At 36.3% G+C, this 18,517-nt stretch carries 18 protein-coding genes; 3 read left to right on the forward strand and 15 right to left on the reverse strand.

The window, feature by feature from the left end:
* Nucleotides 1–17: 17 nt before the first annotated feature.
* Entirely contained in the window at nucleotides 18–191 is a 174-nt protein-coding gene (locus tag LG329_RS03065; protein ID WP_404453174.1) for a hypothetical protein, read from the reverse strand.
* Between the two features lie 573 nt (nucleotides 192–764).
* On the opposite strand from LG329_RS03065, the gene LG329_RS03070 reads away from it, so the two are divergent.
* Nucleotides 765–1,823: an N-acetylmuramoyl-L-alanine amidase gene (locus LG329_RS03070; RefSeq protein WP_404453176.1), complete on the forward strand. Its 1,059-nt coding sequence runs from the start codon at nucleotides 765–767 to the stop codon at nucleotides 1,821–1,823.
* 49 nt (nucleotides 1,824–1,872) lie between these two features.
* On the opposite strand, the gene dtd is transcribed toward LG329_RS03070, so the two are convergent.
* The 7 genes from dtd to LG329_RS03105 form a co-directional block, all read right to left on the reverse strand.
* Entirely contained in the window at nucleotides 1,873–2,319 is a 447-nt protein-coding gene (dtd, locus tag LG329_RS03075) for a D-aminoacyl-tRNA deacylase (protein WP_404453179.1), read from the reverse strand.
* Nucleotides 2,320–2,510: 191 nt separating this feature from the next.
* Nucleotides 2,511–4,712, reverse strand: coding sequence for a RelA/SpoT family protein (locus tag LG329_RS03080; RefSeq protein WP_404453181.1), 2,202 nt, complete (start codon nucleotides 4,710–4,712; stop codon nucleotides 2,511–2,513).
* A gap of 234 nt (nucleotides 4,713–4,946) precedes the next feature.
* Nucleotides 4,947–5,459, reverse strand: coding sequence for an adenine phosphoribosyltransferase (locus LG329_RS03085; protein ID WP_404453183.1), 513 nt, complete (start codon nucleotides 5,457–5,459; stop codon nucleotides 4,947–4,949).
* Nucleotides 5,449–7,785 carry a single-stranded-DNA-specific exonuclease RecJ gene (recJ, locus tag LG329_RS03090; RefSeq protein ID WP_404453185.1) on the reverse strand — a complete coding sequence of 779 codons (2,337 nt, stop codon included), beginning with the start codon at nucleotides 7,783–7,785 and terminating at the stop codon, nucleotides 5,449–5,451. Before recJ ends, LG329_RS03085 begins: the two co-directional genes overlap by 11 nt.
* Before the next feature lie 74 nt (nucleotides 7,786–7,859).
* Nucleotides 7,860–8,192, reverse strand: coding sequence for a lipopolysaccharide assembly LapA domain-containing protein (locus LG329_RS03095; protein WP_404453188.1), 333 nt, complete (start codon nucleotides 8,190–8,192; stop codon nucleotides 7,860–7,862).
* A 102-nt stretch (nucleotides 8,193–8,294) separates the two neighbouring features.
* Complete coding sequence (secDF, locus tag LG329_RS03100) at nucleotides 8,295–10,568, reverse strand: protein translocase subunit SecDF (RefSeq protein WP_404453191.1); 2,274 nt, start codon at nucleotides 10,566–10,568, stop codon at nucleotides 8,295–8,297.
* A 48-nt stretch (nucleotides 10,569–10,616) separates the two neighbouring features.
* Complete coding sequence (locus tag LG329_RS03105; RefSeq protein ID WP_404453194.1) at nucleotides 10,617–10,928, reverse strand: post-transcriptional regulator; 312 nt, start codon at nucleotides 10,926–10,928, stop codon at nucleotides 10,617–10,619.
* 118 nt (nucleotides 10,929–11,046) lie between these two features.
* On the opposite strand from LG329_RS03105, the gene spoVB reads away from it, so the two are divergent.
* Together spoVB and LG329_RS03115 are read left to right on the forward strand one after the other, a co-directional pair.
* Nucleotides 11,047–12,606, forward strand: coding sequence for a stage V sporulation protein B (gene spoVB / locus LG329_RS03110; protein ID WP_404453197.1), 1,560 nt, complete (start codon nucleotides 11,047–11,049; stop codon nucleotides 12,604–12,606).
* Between the two features lie 69 nt (nucleotides 12,607–12,675).
* Entirely contained in the window at nucleotides 12,676–13,059 is a 384-nt protein-coding gene (locus tag LG329_RS03115; protein ID WP_404453199.1) for a TIGR04086 family membrane protein, read from the forward strand.
* A 126-nt stretch (nucleotides 13,060–13,185) separates the two neighbouring features.
* On the opposite strand, the gene yajC is transcribed toward LG329_RS03115, so the two are convergent.
* From yajC to LG329_RS03150, 7 genes are all read right to left on the reverse strand, one after another.
* The gene (gene yajC, locus LG329_RS03120) at nucleotides 13,186–13,449 is read right to left on the reverse strand and encodes a preprotein translocase subunit YajC (protein WP_404453201.1); all 264 of its coding nucleotides are present in this window, start codon (nucleotides 13,447–13,449) and stop codon (nucleotides 13,186–13,188) included.
* Nucleotides 13,450–13,464: 15 nt separating this feature from the next.
* Nucleotides 13,465–14,604: a tRNA guanosine(34) transglycosylase Tgt gene (gene tgt, locus LG329_RS03125; protein ID WP_404453204.1), complete on the reverse strand. Its 1,140-nt coding sequence runs from the start codon at nucleotides 14,602–14,604 to the stop codon at nucleotides 13,465–13,467.
* 17 nt (nucleotides 14,605–14,621) lie between these two features.
* Entirely contained in the window at nucleotides 14,622–15,650 is a 1,029-nt protein-coding gene (gene queA, locus LG329_RS03130; protein ID WP_404453207.1) for a tRNA preQ1(34) S-adenosylmethionine ribosyltransferase-isomerase QueA, read from the reverse strand.
* 64 nt (nucleotides 15,651–15,714) lie between these two features.
* On the reverse strand, nucleotides 15,715–15,912 hold the full coding sequence (locus LG329_RS03135; protein WP_404453210.1) for a DUF2905 domain-containing protein: 198 nt from the start codon (nucleotides 15,910–15,912) through the stop codon (nucleotides 15,715–15,717).
* A 1-nt stretch (nucleotide 15,913) separates the two neighbouring features.
* Nucleotides 15,914–16,912 carry a Holliday junction branch migration DNA helicase RuvB gene (ruvB, locus tag LG329_RS03140; RefSeq protein ID WP_404453213.1) on the reverse strand — a complete coding sequence of 333 codons (999 nt, stop codon included), beginning with the start codon at nucleotides 16,910–16,912 and terminating at the stop codon, nucleotides 15,914–15,916.
* Between the two features lie 15 nt (nucleotides 16,913–16,927).
* The gene (gene ruvA / locus LG329_RS03145; protein ID WP_404453216.1) at nucleotides 16,928–17,533 is read right to left on the reverse strand and encodes a Holliday junction branch migration protein RuvA; all 606 of its coding nucleotides are present in this window, start codon (nucleotides 17,531–17,533) and stop codon (nucleotides 16,928–16,930) included.
* 174 nt (nucleotides 17,534–17,707) lie between these two features.
* On the reverse strand, nucleotides 17,708–18,436 hold the full coding sequence (locus LG329_RS03150; protein WP_404453219.1) for a YebC/PmpR family DNA-binding transcriptional regulator: 729 nt from the start codon (nucleotides 18,434–18,436) through the stop codon (nucleotides 17,708–17,710).
* Nucleotides 18,437–18,517 lie beyond the last annotated feature (81 nt).

Genomic DNA, 18,517 nt, shown 5'->3' on the forward strand with positions numbered 1-18,517 from the left:
CCCAACCAGCTGCAATGTCAAGCACGACTTATCTTTTTCTTTAATTGTTTTACTTCCCCTAATGAAATCCCGAGTTCCATAGCTATTTCCATATGATTAGCATGATCATCTAGTTCCATAAACCGATGTAAATTAATATCAAGAATATCCTTACTATTTGAAGCCTTATGCTGCATGTCATTTATTCGCATTTTTATTACCTCCAGTACATCTATCTTTGCCTAAATTCATTATTTCTATTAAAATAAAAAAGATACATATGCGTTTTATTTTTTTACTAAAGAAAAGTAAAGTGCCTCTCGAGAAATCAATATGATAAACCACGAAATTATTTATTAAGGCTGTTTTCGTAAAGATTGTTGCTTTTGAGAGAATAGATATGACCGCGACTTACCTACTGGTTGATTTCCGCTATGGGGTCTTCAGACTCGTGCTGTTTCCGCAGGAGTCAACATGTCCGCAGCGAAAATCAACTGCCCTAATAGTGAAAGGGGCTATATAGTACTGCTTCCAGACACCATGTTAGCGGAGGAAATACACGGAGACTCCTGCGGAAACAGCGATGACGATGAGACCCCGCAGTGAGCGGTTTTTGCTCGCGAGGAGGCTCAGCGCGAGCCCTAAGGTGCGCGTAGTGTATTTCCGGAGCGGTATGCTATGAAACAGTTTATATCAACTATGATGATGAAAAGCAACAATGCGTACGAAAAGAGCCTTTATTAAAGATGGGGCGATTGCGAATTTATTTAAGGGGGAAATGGAAATTGCGCACGTTGAAAATATTCGGGATTTGTACAAGCTTATTGTTGGTATTAACCGCTATGACGAACCCTGTGAAAGCAGAAGAAGCGGTTATCAATACAGAAATCCTAAACGTTAGAAGTGGACCTGGACAGACTTATGATGAAATTACAGAGGTACATGTAAATGAAACGTATCCAATCCTGCAACGCCAAGATAATTGGGTTGAAATTCAGTTAGATTCAATGACAGGATGGATAACGACAGAGTACATAACAGTCCAAAAAGAAAAAACTTCGAACAACGAAGCAGACCAAGCTTCTAAACAATCGTCAATCGACGAAATAACCATCCCATATGAAAATACACATTTAAGAAGTGGTCCTTCAACAGAATATGAAATCGTTGGTTTTGCTAAAAAAGGTACATCTTTTGATGTTTTGGGTGAAACTGAAGATTGGTATGAAGTTAAACATGAGGATTTGAAAGGGTTTTTAAAGAAGCAATTCGTAAAAGATGCTGCAGATACAGTATCTAGAGGAATTGAAAACAAAACAATCGTGATTGATGCCGGGCATGGAGGCCGTGATGTTGGTGCGATTGGCGCAAGTGGTACTTATGAAAAAGACTATGCGTACAAAACTTCTTTGGAACTGAAACAAGAATTAACTGTTTTAGGTGCAAACGTTTTATTAACCCGACCAAAAGATGAATTTATTTCACTAGGAAGTCGGTCAAGCTATGCAAATATCGCTGCTGATGCATTTATTAGTATTCATTATAACAGCACACCTGCTTTACCAAATGTAACTGGAATTGGAACGTATTACTACCACGGTCAGAACAAAGATCTTGCATCATACGTACAAAAAGAATTGATTAAAGAAACCGGAGCAGATGATCGTGGAATTGCATATGGCGACTTTTATGTTATCAGACAAACGTTTAAACCAGCAATATTAGTGGAACTGGGCTTTATATCCAATCAGGAAATGGAACAACTCCTCCAAACAAATGCCTATCAAAAGAAATTAGTACAAGGCATGGTTAACGGTTTGCTCAAGTATTTTGGGAATAACTAAAAAAAACGATCCGTTCGTGTTTTTGATGCACGAATGGATCGTTTTTTTATTATTTTTCCTTGCTATCTAGTATAAATGTTGCTGGTCCTACATTAGTTAATTGAACATTCATCATTTCGCCAAATTTACCTGTTTCAACAGGTACGCCTTGTCCTCTGATCAACTGATTTGTGGCTTCATACAACTCAGTTGCATGATCTGGCTTTGCTGCATTGACAAAACTTGGACGTCTACCTTTTTGAACGTTACCATACAGTGTGAATTGGGAAATAGATAAAACTTCACCATTTACATCTTTAAGAGACAAATTCATTTTTTGATCTGCATCCTCAAAAATACGTAGATTTACTACCTTATTAACAATATAGGTAGCATCCTCTACCGTATCGTCATGCGTAACACCTAATAGCATAACTATTCCATTGTCAATCTGTCCTACCACATCGCCATCAATTGTTACACTAGCATTAATGGCGCGCTGGATGACTGCTTTCATAAACTTAACTCCTTTAACTGTCTAGCTATTTGTACCTTGCTGAACAGTCGCCTGCACTTTTCTTTTCTGTCCAGCTCCGGCTCCTAGCGACTAGCAAATAGGTAGTCCTGTTGAAAGGTACGTATAGTTCGACGTACTTTCACATTCCTACCTATTTGTACGTCGCTGAACAGTCGCCTGCACTTTTCTTTTTACTGTACTGTTCTTGTTACTGTATAAACTTCTTTAATTTGTTTAATCCGTTCAACTATTTTTCTTAAATGATTCGTATCATGAATGAGTATAGTTATATGAATTACGGCCATTTTGTTTCTATCTGAACGACCAGTAACTTGCGTAATATTTGTTTTTGTTTCATTTACAGCTTGTAAGACCTCATTTAGTAGTCCACGGCGGTCATATCCAGAGATTTCTAAGTCTACATGGTATTGTTTTTTATCTGTATGATTTGTTTCCCATTCAACATGTAAAAAGCGTTGTTTCGCATCCTCAGTTTGTACGTTAGGACAATCCGCTCTGTGCACAGAAACCCCGCGGCCTTTAGTAATATAACCAACGATGTCATCACCTGGGACAGGATTACAACATTTTGACAAGCGCACTAATAAATTGTCCACTCCCGCAACCTTTACACCTGAATCCCGTTTGTGTGTCTTTTTATCTTTTACTTCTGTTTTTACTTCTTCTAATGTTTGGGCCAAATCCTGTTCTTTTAATTTCGTTTGACGAATCTTATCTGTTAAACGAGTAGAAATCAATGCAGCGGTAATTCCCTGGTAACCAACAGCCGCATACATATCCTCTTCATTGGTAAAATTAAATTTTTCGTAAATACGTTGTAAATTCTCTTGTGTTAATGCTTCTTTGGGTTCGATTCCCAATGCACGGATTTCTTTATCAACAAGTTCTCTACCTTTTACAATGTTTTCTTCACGACGTTGCTTTTTAAAAAACTGTTTAATTTTATTTTTAGCTTGTGATGTTTGTGTAACCTTCAACCAATCCTGTGAAGGACCATAAGAATGCTTAGAAGTCATTACATCAATAATATCACCGTTTTTCAGCTTATAATCAAGTGGCTCCATCTTACCGTTAACTTTTGCCCCGATTGTTTTATTTCCAATTTCGGTATGAATTCGATAGGCAAAATCGAGTGGCACAGATCCAGAAGGTAACTCCATTACATCACCTTTTGGTGTAAACACATAAACCATATCTGAAAATAAATCTACCTTTAATGATTCCATAAATTCTTCAGCATCGTGTGTCTCATTTTGCCATTCTAAAATTTCACGGAACCATGTCAATTTTTCTTCAAAGGATTTTTTGTCTTTATTTAGTTGACGACCTTCTTTATAAGCCCAATGCGCAGCAATTCCATATTCAGAAATCTCATGCATTTCTTTGGTTCGTATTTGCACTTCAAGCGGATCGCCTTTAGGACCAATTACAGTAGTATGCAAGGATTGATAGAGATTTGGTTTCGGCATTGCGATGTAATCCTTAAATCTACCTGGCATTGGCTTCCAGCATGTATGAATAATACCTAATACGGCATAACAATCTTTAATACTATCTACAATGATTCTTACTGCAAGCAAATCATAAATTTCATTAAATTGCTTATTCTGCTTCATCATTTTTCGGTATATACTATATAAATGCTTTGGCCGACCAGAAATATCAGCATCAATATTTACTTCTTCTACTTGTTTATTCACTTGATCCATAACATCTTTAATATAAGTTTCTCGCTGATCCCGCTTTTGTTTCATAAGCTGAACAATACGATAATATTGTTGTGGGTTAAGATATCGTAACGCAATATCCTCTAGCTCCCATTTCATAGTAGAAATTCCCAGTCTATGGGCTAATGGCGCAAATATCTCCAATGTCTCATTGGCTTTTCTTCGTTGTTTTTCTGGTGGAAGATGCTTTAATGTTCGCATATTGTGTAATCGATCTGCTAGTTTTATTAAAATTACGCGAATATCTTTTGCCATCGCTACAAACATTTTACGATGGTTTTCAGCTTGAATTGCTTCTTTTGATTTATATTTAATTTTACCGAGCTTTGTTACGCCATCAACTAGCATCGCTACTTCATGATTAAAACTCGATTCTATGTCTTCTAAAGTTACATCCGTGTCCTCGACAACGTCGTGCAAAAATCCACCTGCAATTGTTTCAGGATCCATCTCTAGTTCAACTAGAATACCTGCAACTTGCACTGGATGTATGATATACGGCTCACCAGATTTTCGAAACTGTTCTGCATGAGCACGTTCCGCATATTCATATGCACGTTTAATAAAAGCTGCATCATCCTCTGAAAGATACGTGCGAGCTTTTTCAATAACATCTTCACTTGTTAAAATATCATCTTTAGCCATGAGATCACCTGAATTCAATTAGGGAATAATCATTCTTATAAAGTATAATTATATATCTTATTAGTATCGAAAATTTTTGTAAAAATGTAAAGTAATATACTTTAAATAGTGCCAGAACATTCACTATATACCTATAATCTACTAATATGCTCCAGATAGCAACTATATATATAAATAATAGGCCTGACGAATTATGGTTGTTTCGTCAGACCATTGCATCTTTACATAATTTTATTAGTAACGCATAAGTGTTAACACATCATAACCATCTAGCTTACTAAGACCATCTAAATAAGTAAGCTCTATTAGAAATGCACAACCTACTACAATACCACCCAGGTCTTCTACTAATTTAATTGTAGCTTCAATTGTTCCGCCAGTTGCAAGCAAATCATCTGTAATTAATACACGCTGTCCCGGTTTAATAGCGTCTTTATGGATTGTCAAAACATTTTTCCCATACTCTAAACCATAATCAACCTTTATCACTTCACGTGGTAGCTTTCCTTCTTTTCTTACAGGAGCAAATCCAATTTCCAATGCATAGGAAACAGGGCAGCCAATAATAAAACCTCTTGCTTCAGGTCCGACTACAATATCAATTTCCTTCTCTTTTGCAAACTCCACGATTTCATCTACAGCCGATTTAAAAGCAGTACCGTTATCCATTAATGGTGTAATGTCTTTAAATTGAACTCCATCTTTCGGCCAGTTTTCTACTATTTTAATATACTTCTTATAATCCATAGGTAAGCTCCTCCTTGGGAGTATCTACATCTTCTATTAAGCGCTGCAACCATTGTTTCAAATCATCATAATTGGAATAATAAAGTTTTTTTTCAATATCACTGCGTTTAATACGTTGTTGATACAACCTTGATTCCTGCAAATCTCTTTTCGTAGGACTTGGGTTAGGTTTAGCAAGTCCACTCTCTATAATAACAAATTCTAACTCAAAAAACACATTTAACATAAATCTGATTCTTTCCTCTGTCCAATCCTGACTTTTCATCAAAGCATAAAGGTCTTTCTTTATGTCAAAATATCCACGTTTTCTGATTAAAGCATAAAACTGTTTGAAGTCCGCTCTTGATGGGAAAGTTTTTAAGTACTGACTATCCTCTAAATAAAAACACACATGAATATTCACAGGGTTAATTTTTTGGATAATCGTACTTAGATCATCAAGATCATCCGGAAGATCAAATAAAAATAAAGTGTCAACTGAATCAAATAACGCCTTGTCCGTTTTGTAGGTCATTTGGTTAAGATTAATTGGCACTTGTTTCAGACGGTTTTCAACATTCTTGCCTAATGCGAGATACTTATTCGCATTGTCTAAAAATGGTTTAATCTCAATTTGCTTTTTTCCTCGATGGTCAAACAGCTGTTGATCATCAATTAGTAAATCTTGTATAACTATTTGCGCTTTTCTATTTCCATTCCATTCATTTATTCCGATTTCACCAACTACAGAAAGTGGGCTCTTATCGGAAATAAAAGGAAAGCTATCACCTAAACCAAATCCAATTCCATCAATTACTGAGGATTCCTGTTTAAACTGTATTTTCAAGTGATTTTGCATCGCACCTATTTGCCTTGCATTTGATGGTAATTGTTTTATCTGAAAAGTTGGTTTTGGGTTAGCCATCCCAAAAGGAGCTAGTTGATTAATTTCATTCACTAACTCTTCATTCACTTCTTGAATCGAAAGTGTTTTGCTAATTGTTAACTCTTGTTTAAAATCTTCTTCAGAAAGCTGATCATTTATCATTTCTGTTAATTTTTGTTGCAACATAGAGATGTTGTCTATCGGCAACGTCATTCCAGCAGCTTGAGAATGTCCACCGAAACGGGTGAAATAGTCTCTTACTTGCATACAATTTTGGAATAAATCAAACGCTGGTATACTTCTAGCAGACCCTTTTGCACTACCGTTTTCACTGTTTATCGCAAGAACGATCGCTGGACGATCATATTTTCGGACTAATTTTGATGCAACAATTCCGAGGACTCCTTCATTCCAGCCTTCTTTTGCAACAATGGTAACACCTTTTACATTGTTTTCATTTACTAATGTTTCAGCTTCCTTAACAATTTCATTTACTATTTGTTGTCGTTCTGTATTTAAGTCTTGTACTACTTCCGCAAGATGCTCTGCTTCTTCCTCATCTTGTGTCATTAACATTTCAACAGCTAATCCAGCATCCTGTAACCGACCAACTGCATTTATGCGCGGTCCTATTAGAAAACCTACATCTTCCTCTGAAACATTCCCTTCAATCTTGCATTGTTTCTTTAAAGCTTTAAGACCAGGTCTTTTTGTAACAGATAATTTTTGTAAACCAAAAAAGGCTAGAATTCTATTTTCATTTACTAGCGGAACTAAATCTGCAATTGTTCCTATTGCAACTAAATCTAATAAATGCTCTGGAAAATAGCCTAATAAACTTTGAGCAAATTTAAATGCTAACCCAACTCCCGCAAGCTCCTTAAATGTATATGCGGGTGAACACTTCGGATGTAGAATAGCCAATGCTTGTGGTAACTGCTCTTGTGGTTCATGGTGATCGGTAATGATTAAATCCAGTCCAATAGATTCAGCATACTTTGCCTCTTGCACAGAGGCTATACCACAATCTACTGTAATAACTAATTGAAATCCTTGATCCTTAGCATAGGAAAATGCCTGTTCATTTGGACCATAACCTTCCGTAAATCGATTCGGTATATAATAATCACAGTTAGCCCCAAGTTCCTGCAATGCAGACATTAGTAACGTTGTCGAGCTGACACCATCTGCATCATAGTCACCAAAGACGAGAATTTTTTCATTATGTTCAATTGCTTTATGTACACGTTCACTTGCTACATCCATGCCCAATAGATCTTCTGGCATAAGTAATTTTGTTATATTTGGAGATAAAAAATCAGTGGCAGCCTCTGACGTATTAATGCCACGTTGTACTAATAATTCTTTAATTACAGGGGATATACCTAGCGAATCGCCCATCCATTGTGCTGTATCCGTATCATTTTCCATAAAATTCCATTTTGCTTTACTTTTTAACATAAATTCACCCCTGACTTTTCTATTATACAAAAGAGAGCCAAGGGTCGCAATTAGAATTGATTATGATGTTAAAGTTATTTATCTTTGTCAGTGCCCTCTATTACTTCCTTTTCTTCAGCTGAAAAACTTTCTTGATTTTCCGGGATTGTATTTGTAGAATTTTTCAATTGTTCATTCTCTTTACGTAAAGCTTTGACTTCTCGTTGCAGGCGAAATACTTTAACAATACCAACAGCAGCCGTTATGATACCACCCATTAACACCGAAAATAAAATAACAAAAATCAGTGGTGCTTCACCTGTACCGAATAAATAATTGACTTCAACAGGATCTACATTTATTACAGCAAAAATAGCTACAATAATAACAAAAATAATAGCGAATATAACATATGTTTGACCTTTCATTAACTATCCCTCCTACTGCTTTATATGTGTAAAATACCCTTTATTGTAAATTATTAATCATAAAACCCTTGTTGCAATTAATACAACAAGGGCTGATGAACTTTAAACTTGTGGTCCTTCAGATCGTTTCTTTTTCTCAAATACTACAGGCTTCTTCTTAATCATCTTACCTCTCCAGACTAACCATAGTTGTGAAGCTAGGAAAAGTGAAGAATACGTTCCTGCAATTAGTCCTACAGCTAGCGCAATAGCAAATCCAACGATAGGCTCGGCACCTAGGATTAAGAATGATAGAACTGCAATCATCGTTGTAACTGTAGTATTAATACTACGTGTGAAGGTTTGCACCAAACTACGGTTCACAATGAGTGCCAATTCACTTGCGGATTTCACGCGTTTTCGTTTAATCAAATTTTCCCTAATTCGATCAAATGTCACGATTGTATCGTTAATAGAGTAACCTACAATAGTCAATATTGCCGCTACAATTGTAACGTCAAACTCAATGCCAAATATACTGAATATCGCTAATACGAAAAATGCATCATGAACGAGTGCAATAATCGCGGTGATTGCAAAAAAGAATTCAAATCGGAATGCAACATAGATAATCATCCCAATAATCGCTATCCCAACGGAATAAAGGGCATTTTTAACTAGTTCTTCACCAACGATTGGTGAAACAACACTTACGTTAGGTTCATTTCCATACTTTTCCATGAAATAACCTTTTATTTCCGCAATTTTATCTTGTTTTAATACAGTATCGTACCGAATGACGGCAATTTCGTTATTATCACCTGATGGCACTACAGACTCAGCTTCTACGTTTAACTCGGCCAGACCATCCTTTACTTCTTCAATATTTATACTGTCCTCTGCTAAAACCTGTACACGCGATCCGGCAGTAAAATCAATTCCAGGATTCAATTGGAATAAAAGTAATGAACCAGCACCAAGAATCACCATTATACTTGAAGCTATAAAGAATTTTTTACGGTGCTTTACAGTATTTACTTCTCGATTAAATATTTTCGGTTCATATTCCGTTTTATCTTTAATATCCTTAATATCTTTTTGTTTTACTCCAAACCAGCCTGGGCGGTTACGTAGAAATTTACTTTTCACCCATAAACCCAAGAGAATTCTTGATCCATAAACGGCTGTGATAAAGCTTACCAAAATACTAATAATTAACATTGTCGCAAACCCTTTAACCGAGCTTGTCCCAAAAATAAACAAAATAGATGCAGCTAATATGGTTGTAATATTAGCATCAAGGATTGTTGACAAAGAGTTTCGATTACCTGCTTTGAAAGCAGCTGAAACCGACTTACCTTCTCGTAATTCTTCTTTAATTCTTTCATTCGTTATGACATTGGCATCTACTGCCATACCAACCCCTAAAATTAATGCTGCAATCCCAGGTAAAGTTAATACTCCGTTCAATAACTCAAACACCACAAGTACTAAGTAGATATAGATACTCAGGTTAATTGTAGCAATAAGACCAGGAAAACGATAATAAGCTATCATAAATAGGAATATAATTCCAATTCCGATAATCCCTGCAAATACTGTTTTATTTAATGCTTGTTCACCAAATTGAGCCCCAACTGATGTTGAATATTTTTCTATCAAATTAACGGGCAATGAACCAGCATTAATAATATCAGCTAATCGTTGTGCGGATTCAACTGTAAAATCCCCGGAAATCATTACATCTGTGGTATTTAATGTTTTGGATACCTGAGGAGCGGATATGTATTTTGGTTCTTCTTTTTTTACTTCTTTAGCAAAAGAATCATTCTTTTGATAATCCATCCAAATAACTAAAAGATTATCCGCATAAGGTGTATCTGGATTACGCATTTGTTTAATTTTGCTCGTAACCTCACCAAATTTAGAAGCATCTTTTAATTGCAGTGTTACGATTGGTGCATTTGTTTTCGGATCAAAATCCTGTTGTGCACTTCCACCTTGTATATCAGATCCATTTAAGTATTCCTTATCATTTACATCACGAAATGACAATCTTGCTGATGTGGACAACAATTCACGTGCTTCTGTTTGATTCTCTACACCAGCTAGCTGAACACGTATCCGGTCGTCACCTTCAATGTTAATGTTTGCTTCGCTGATACCAAGCCTATTAACTCGCTCATTTAAAGTTTGAACAGTTGCTTCAAGTAGCTCTCGATCTACTTCTTCTCCCTCTTCAACAGGATCTACCTGGTACAATACTTCAAATCCACCTTGAAGGTCCAAACCTAAATTAATATCTTTCGTTATTCCGGTTACCGTTGTTCCAATCGTTGCAGCGAATAATATAACGATTAGAAAAAAGGCAACAATTTTACCTCGATGATTCTTCATTAAAAAATTGCCTCCCTTTTCTGTCTAGAGCCTAACATATGTATTCACTTAATACTCTTTTTTGCTATCATTCATGTTCGTTACGGCATGAATGGAGGCCATCAAATCATCATCTTCATATGCTTTAACTGTTAAATAGCTTAAATAGACATTTGATGCAAGATGAAAAATATCTTGTGCAACCTCATATACGCGTTTTGACGGATTACCCTTCCAAACCTTTTGTACCAAGCAATTCCATATTTCTTCGGTTGAAGCCTGGGAATATCCCATCAACTGAAATTCACTCTTTTTACTTTCTAAAGCGGGTTCCATCATTTGTTTCCACTCATTAACACCCCTTACAATTTCCAAGCGCATTTCCCTCCCCTGTTACGTACAGAAGCCAAATTCTATCTTTTGTCATGCTTGGACACATCCATTGCATATATATCATTGTATATGAAATTTTATTATTTGAGAAGGCAGGGTTTTCATAATGACCAAACAAACATTTTTACAGGGAACAATCATTTTAATTATAGCCGGTATGATAACGCGTTTGTTAGGTTTTATAAACCGGATAGTTGTAGCGCGATTAATGGGTACAGATGGTGTGGGTCTATACATGATGGCGCTTCCAACTTTATTTTTAGTTATTACCATAACACAACTTGGCCTACCTGTTGCAATCTCAAAACGTGTCGCTGAAGCAGATGCCGCTAATAATCAACAAAAGATTAAAGAGATACTGATAGTTTCATTAATTATTACTGGTTGTACAAGCGTACTTGTTTCCATACTACTGGTTTTTATTATACCATTTATTGCTACATCTTTATTAACAGATAGTCGCACAATCTATCCATTATTAGCAATATGTCCTATTATACCGATTGTGGCTATTTCAGCAGTAATACGTGGTTATTTTCAGGGACTGCAAGATATGAAACCACAAAGTTATTCACAAGTTATCGAACAAGTTGTTCGGATTAGCTGTGTAGCCCTTTTTGTTAAACTACTTCTTCCATATGGTATTGAATTTGCTGCTGCAGGTGCAATGATTAGTGTCATTCTTGGTGAAATAGTTTCCTTGAGTTTTATTATTTATATATTTAAACGGAGAAAAGTAATAAAGATTCGATATCGTTTCTTCAGCTATTTAAAATCAAGCAAGGATACATTAAATGAACTTTTTTCCATTGCGTTACCTACTACAGGAAGTAAAATGATTGGATCTATTTCCTATTTCCTTGAACCTATAATCGTCATGCAAAGCTTAGCAATTGCTGGAATTGCTAGTAAACTTGCAACAGAACAATATGGTGAGCTGACAGGATTTGTCTTACCACTTTTGTTTCTACCAACTTTTATCACACAATCATTATCAATCACATTAGTACCTTCCATCAGTGAAGCTGGTGCGAAAAAAAATAAAGAGTTAATTCATTACAGGATCCATCAGGCTATTCGAATATCCTTTGCATCTGGTGCATTGGCCACCATTGTCTTATCTCTGTTTGCAGCACCAATTTTAATGTATATGTATGGGACAGACCATGCAAGTAGTTTTCTTGTTCTAATGGCACCTTTCTTTCTTCTACTTTATATACAATCTCCTCTTCAAGCAGCTTTACAAGCATTGGATCTTGCGAAGCCGGCAATGTGGAATAGCCTTATTGGAGCGTTTATAAAGTTTGTCGCATTGTTTGTCTTAGCTTCAAGTCCCAAATTTGGAATTACCGGGGTTGCGCTTGCCATGGTAATTGGTGTTGTCTTAGTAACTTTATTACATTTAGCTACTTTACAAAAAACAATAAAGTTCTCTATCCCATTTTTGGATTTAGGTAAAATGATAAGTTTGTTACTAATAACATGGTGGATTGGTCGTATATTAAAAAGCATCTATATTTCAATGGATTCTAGCTTTATCATTCTAGTAGGTATATTCCTGATCTTAACACTTGTTTATCTAACACTTCTTTTTGCACTAAGATTTATTACGAAAGATGAATTAAAACAAATTCCTTTTTTAGCAAAATGGTTTACAGCTAAGTAAATATTGTTCGTCTATTTTTAAAAGTCATGAATAAAATGACAGTACAAGGACAAACAAGGGGGAAAATATATGAGAAAGCAACAATTTATTGCTTTAACGTATGGATGGACTGTTATTCTGGGACTTATTTTTATATCCAGTATAGTACTGGCACTTTTACTCAAATTTACACCTTTAAATGAACCTACTTTATCCTGGGTAACACTAGTGATTGGATTGATTACATTATTCATTGGGGGTATTGTAGCCGGAACTAAAGGTAAACATAAGGGTTGGTTAATCGGTGGAATCACCGGTCTAGGTTTCACCTTTTTCACATTTGCAGTTCAATATTTAGGCTATCAACAAACGTTTTCCATGGAACAATCCTTGAATCATTTAGGATTTATTCTAGTAGCGGTTGTAGGAGGAGTAATTGGTGTAAATGCAGTTGGAGGAAATGAAAATAATTAACCAAAAATGAAGTTGATGCTTTTTTGCATCAACTTCATTTTTGGTATGTACAGTTGTAGAAACAAGCAATGAACAAAATCATTCATTGCTTGTACTACGTTTCGTTTATCATATACTATGTGTCTATTATTCAGCTGAATTGCTAACTTCGCGAATAGCAGAACGATCATATGTAAACTTTACTCCGTCAGCTGCAATGATAACTGTAGACTCATCAATTGCATGGATCGTAGCATGAAATCCACCTATTGTAATGATTGAATCACCTTTTTTAAGATCTGATTGCATTTGTTTTACTTGTTTTTGACGTTTTTGTTGCGGACGTATTAACAGGAAGTAAAAAATGACAAACATTAATATTATTGGAAGTAGACTATATAATGTATCCAATTTGTTCCCCCCTCTCTAAAAATTCTTTGCATTCGGTTGATTGAAACCATATTGCTCAAAGAATGCTTCTTTAAAATCACCAAGTCGATCCTCGCTTATCGCTGCTCGTACTTGTTCCATTAATTTTAACAGAAAATGCAGGTTATGATAAGTAGTAAGCCTAAATCCGAATGTTTCATTACATTTAATTAAATGTCGGATATAAGCTCGCGTGTAATTTTTACAAACATGACAATCACAATTTTCATCGATAGGCGAAAAGTCTCTTGCATATTTTGCATTACGAACGACAAGTCTACCATTCGATGTCATGCATGTCCCATTGCGTGCTATACGTGTAGGAAGAACACAATCAAACATGTCTATTCCGCGGATTGCACCATCAATCAATGAATCTGGTGATCCTACCCCCATTAAATAACGCGGCTTATTGGAGGGCATAAGTGGAGTGGTAAATTCAAGCATCCGGTTCATTATATCCTTTGGTTCGCCGACTGATAATCCTCCAATCGCATATCCAGGAAAGTCTAATGATGCAAGATCTTTTGCACTCTGTTTTCTTAATTCTTCATATTCCCCGCCTTGAATAATACCAAATAGGCCTTGGGTAGTCGGATTTTGATGTGCTTCTAAACATCTTTCCGCCCATCTTGATGTACGCTCTACAGAAGATTTCATGTACTCAAAGGTAGCGGGAAATGGTGGACATTCATCGAATGCCATCATGATGTCTGAACCAAGTGCATTTTGGATATGCATCGCTTTTTCTGGTGAGAGAAATAATTTTTCACCACTTATGTGATTTCTAAAATGTACCCCTTCTTCTTTGATTTCACGAATTTTACTTAAACTAAATACCTGAAATCCTCCAGAATCGGTTAGAATTGGTCTGTCCCAATTCATAAACTTATGCAATCCACCAGCCTCTTGAATGATATCCTCCCCAGGCCTAAGCCATAAATGGTACGTATTAGAAAGAATTATTTTTGCTTCCATCTCTTTTAATTCTTCCGGGCTCATCGTCTTAACAGTAGCAAGCGTGCCAACAGGCATAAACATTGGCGTATCAAATGAACCATGTGGAGTGTGCACCTTACCTAATCGTGCACCTGTTTGTTTACATGTCTTTATTAATTCATACGTTATTGGCGTCATTTTATTCGTTCCTTTATCTATATAATTAACATGGCATCACCAAAGCTGAAAAAACGATATTCTTCATTCACAGCTTCATTGTATGCACGCAGTATACTTTCTCGATCTACAAGTGCACTCACCAACATAATTAAAGTAGATTTTGGCAAGTGAAAGTTTGTAATTAACCCATCAATCGCACGAAAGTCATAGGGTGGGTAAATGAAAATATCTGTCCATCCACTTGATGCCACAAACTCACCATCATTATCCCGTGCAATCGTTTCAAGTGTTCGCGTAGATGTTGTACCGACAGAAATAATTCTGCCTTTATTTTTTCTAATTGCTTTCAAAGTTTCGGCTGTTTCTTCTGTCATATGATAAAATTCTGAATGCATAGTATGATCGTCTATATTATCTACACTAACAGGTCGAAATGTTCCAAGTCCAACATGCAATGTTATAAATGCAATGGTAACACCCATATCCTTCAGTTCATCTAACAATTCATTCGTAAAATGTAAGCCTGCTGTTGGCGCTGCTGCTGAACCCTGTTCTTTTGCATATACAGTTTGGTAACGCTCTTTTTCAGGTAGCTGTTCCTTAATGTATGGAGGTAATGGCATTTCTCCAAGTTCATCTAATACTTCATAAAAAATACCTTCATAGCTAAACTGCAGAATCCGTCCGCCATGTTCTTTTGTTTCCAGGCAAGTAGCTTGAAGCTTGCCATCACCAAACACCAGCTCAGTACCTACTTTAATTTTCTTTGCAGGTTTAGCTAGTACTTCCCAGCAATCTTCTTGTTGTTGATGAAGGAGTAATACTTCCATTTTTGCACCTGTATCTTTTTTTATACCATACAATCGTGCAGGCAGGACTCGTGTATCATTTAGAACCAAACAGTCCCCTTCTTTAAGGTAACTTTTAATGTCGGAAAAGTGCTGATGTTCTATTTGTTTCGATTCACGATTCATTACTAATAGTCGTGAGGCTGTCCGATCCATTAATGGTGTTTGTGCAATTAGTTTTTCTGGTAAATCAAAATCAAAATCATTTATATCCATGGTGCTACTCCATACCCTTTCTTAGTCCAGGTCATATGGTAATAACCGGGCGCTTCCGCTTTTTTTACTTGAATTTTCCTATTAAAAATAAAATAATGGATAGTACTATACTTACTACAATGGATGTCATTATTGGAAAATGAAAGGAAAAGTTGCCTCGTTTAAAACTAATATCGCCTGGCAGTTTACCAAAAAATGTCCAAATAACTCCAATAACAATAAATACAATACCTAAAATAATAAATAATTTTCCCATACTCATGTTACTCAGGTCCTTTTATCCCAAAATGGTTATAGGCCTTTTGCGTAGCAACCCTTCCTCTAGGTGTACGCTGAATAAATCCTATTTGTAATAAGTATGGCTCATATACGTCTTCTATAGTCTGTGATTCTTCACCAATTGTGGCTGCAATTGTATCTAATCCAACTGGACCACCTTGAAAACCTTCAATAATGCTCTTTAAAAGCTTATGGTCAATATGATCTAGACCAACATCATCTACTTGAAGCATTTCTAATGCCAAGTCTGTTGTTGAAAGGCTAATTTCTTTTTCTCCCTTAACCTGAGATATATCCCGAATTCGTTTCAAAAGCCGATTCGCGATCCGTGGCGTTCCTCTTGACCTTCCAGCAACCTCTCTTGCTGCGTCTTTTGTTATAGTTGTTTGAAATATATCAGCTGTACGTTCAACAATGGAACACAAATCCTTTACTTCATAATATTCAAGTCTACTTAGTACACCAAAACGATCTCTTAATGGTGCTGATAACAATCCAGCTCTCGTCGTTGCACCCACTAATGTGAAAGGCGGTAGGTCAATTCTAACAGAACGTGCACTTGGACCGGTTCCGATGACAATATCAAGGAAAAAGTCTTCCATAGCGGGATATAAGACTTCCTCAACGGATCTTGGTAACCGATGCACCTCATCGATAAATAAGACATCTCCTGGCTCGAGTGATGAGAGTATCGCAGCTAAATCTCCTGCGCGTTCAATCGCAGGTCCAGAGGTAGAACGAAATTGCACGCCCATCTCGTTCGCTATGATAGCTGCTAGCGTTGTTTTCCCGAGGCCTGGTGGCCCATATAAGAGAACATGATCTAACGGTTCCTCACGCATCCTAGCAGCTTGAATAAAGATATGTAGGTTTTCTTTTACTTTATCTTGTCCGATGTATTGGTTAAGTGTTGTGGGGCGAAGACTGAGCTCAACAGTAGAATCTTCCTCCTGTAATTCACCTGTGACCATACGTTCCTCCATTAATATCCCCCCTTGTTAATTTTTCATTAATAATGACAAAGCCTTTCGAATGATTTCATCTGTATTTGATGTGCTTTCTTTCTGTAATTGTGGTATGACTGTTTTTATCTCTTTTTCAGAGTATCCTAATGCCCGTAAAGCCTCTTGTGCTTCAGATAGACCCTCAAATGTGTCATTCTCTATGGTATTGTCAGTAGTTGGTTGATCTGAAATAGAAAGCATTGTTGTTAGCTTTCCTTTCAAGTCTAAAATAACTTGTCGTGCTGTTTTTTTACCTACACCAGGAAAACTAGTCAGGAATTTATCATCTTCCCGTTCAACAGCTGCAACAAAATCACTGACATTAACGGATCCTAAAATGGCAAGCGCACCTTTTGGACCAATACCAGATACTTGTAAAAGTTTTGTGAAAAGTGACTTCTGGCCTTGGTTTTTAAAACCATACAATACCTGTGCATCTTCTCGTACATGATGGTGCGTATATATCAGCACCTCTTCATTCAGTGAAGTTTGAAAAACAAAAGGATTGGCACATAAAATCTCATACCCAACCCCTTGCACATCAACGATGACTGAATCATCTTGAATATATGTAACTTTCCCCTTTATGTATGCAATCATAAATTCTTCTCCTCTGATAGATCCTATTTCTATTTTAACATATTAAAATAATCCAGCGTACAGTTACACTTATACCATTAAGCAATATAAAAACTTCCATCCGCAAGATGGGATAGAAGTTTTATCGCAATTTGACGGGTAGTAATACCCCCATTGAATGAAGTTTCACTTTTGTTAACTCAATTCTAAATTATGATGAATATCCTGCACATCTTCATTATCTTCCAACATATCAATTAAATTTAACATTTTTTGTTCATCGTCTTCAGGTAATGAACTATACGTTTGTGGGATTAACGTGACTTCTGAGTCGGAAATAGTATAGTCTAATTCATTTAAATGATTACGAACCTCTTCAAAATCTTCAGGGGTAGTATAGATTTCATAGGAATCATCTTCAACAACAATGTCCTCAGCACCCGCTTCAATTGCTTGAAGCGTAATATCGTCTTCATTGATGTTTCCATCTTCATTTCCTATTACAATGTATCCTTTCCGATCAAACATAAAGGCTACACATCCACTTTCCCCAAGATTCCCGTTATTTTTCTTAAACGCATGACGAATCTCAGCTGCAGTACGGTTCTTATTATCGGTTAAAATATGAACAATGACAGCAACACCGCCTGGCCCATAGCCCTCATATGTAATTTCTTCAAAACTGGCACCATCAAGGGTTCCAGTAGCTTTTTTAATTGCACGCTCTACATTGTCACTCGGCATGTTATCAGCCTTCGCTTTATCAACCGCCAAACGTAGTGAAGCATTCGTTGCAATATCCCCTCCACCTTGCTTTGCCGCTGTATATATATCTTTGGCATGACGCATGAAAACTTTACCTTTTTTAGCATCCTGAGCGTTTTTTCTTTTTTGTATATTCTTCCATTTAGAATGACCAGCCATTGGACATTCTCCTCTCTAGAAAGTTTCTTCCTTTACTATATCAAATTTTCACCTTCATATAAACAAAGAATTATTCTAATG

Source organism: Virgibacillus necropolis (assembly GCF_044793635.1).
GTDB lineage: Bacteria > Bacillota > Bacilli > Bacillales > Amphibacillaceae > Virgibacillus_F > Virgibacillus_F necropolis_A.

Excerpts from the sequence above, each read along its gene's own strand:
- LG329_RS03065 (WP_404453174.1), bottom strand. The coding sequence starts at position 191 with ATGCGAATAAATGACATGCAGCATAAGGCTTCAAATAGTAAGGATATT.
- dtd (WP_404453179.1), bottom strand. The coding sequence starts at position 2,319 with ATGAAAGCAGTCATCCAGCGCGCCATTAATGCTAGTGTAACAATTGAT.
- LG329_RS03080 (WP_404453181.1), bottom strand. The coding sequence starts at position 4,712 with ATGGCTAAAGATGATATTTTAACAAGTGAAGATGTTATTGAAAAAGCT.
- LG329_RS03085 (WP_404453183.1), bottom strand. The coding sequence starts at position 5,459 with ATGGATTATAAGAAGTATATTAAAATAGTAGAAAACTGGCCGAAAGAT.
- recJ (WP_404453185.1), bottom strand. The coding sequence starts at position 7,785 with ATGTTAAAAAGTAAAGCAAAATGGAATTTTATGGAAAATGATACGGAT.
- LG329_RS03095 (WP_404453188.1), bottom strand. The coding sequence starts at position 8,192 with ATGAAAGGTCAAACATATGTTATATTCGCTATTATTTTTGTTATTATT.
- secDF (WP_404453191.1), bottom strand. The coding sequence starts at position 10,568 with ATGAAGAATCATCGAGGTAAAATTGTTGCCTTTTTTCTAATCGTTATA.
- LG329_RS03105 (WP_404453194.1), bottom strand. The coding sequence starts at position 10,928 with ATGCGCTTGGAAATTGTAAGGGGTGTTAATGAGTGGAAACAAATGATG.
- spoVB (WP_404453197.1), top strand. The coding sequence starts at position 11,047 with ATGACCAAACAAACATTTTTACAGGGAACAATCATTTTAATTATAGCC.
- LG329_RS03115 (WP_404453199.1), top strand. The coding sequence starts at position 12,676 with ATGAGAAAGCAACAATTTATTGCTTTAACGTATGGATGGACTGTTATT.
- tgt (WP_404453204.1), bottom strand. The coding sequence starts at position 14,604 with ATGACGCCAATAACGTATGAATTAATAAAGACATGTAAACAAACAGGT.
- queA (WP_404453207.1), bottom strand. The coding sequence starts at position 15,650 with ATGGATATAAATGATTTTGATTTTGATTTACCAGAAAAACTAATTGCA.
- LG329_RS03135 (WP_404453210.1), bottom strand. The coding sequence starts at position 15,912 with ATGAGTATGGGAAAATTATTTATTATTTTAGGTATTGTATTTATTGTT.
- ruvB (WP_404453213.1), bottom strand. The coding sequence starts at position 16,912 with ATGGAGGAACGTATGGTCACAGGTGAATTACAGGAGGAAGATTCTACT.
- ruvA (WP_404453216.1), bottom strand. The coding sequence starts at position 17,533 with ATGATTGCATACATAAAGGGGAAAGTTACATATATTCAAGATGATTCA.
- LG329_RS03150 (WP_404453219.1), bottom strand. The coding sequence starts at position 18,436 with ATGGCTGGTCATTCTAAATGGAAGAATATACAAAAAAGAAAAAACGCT.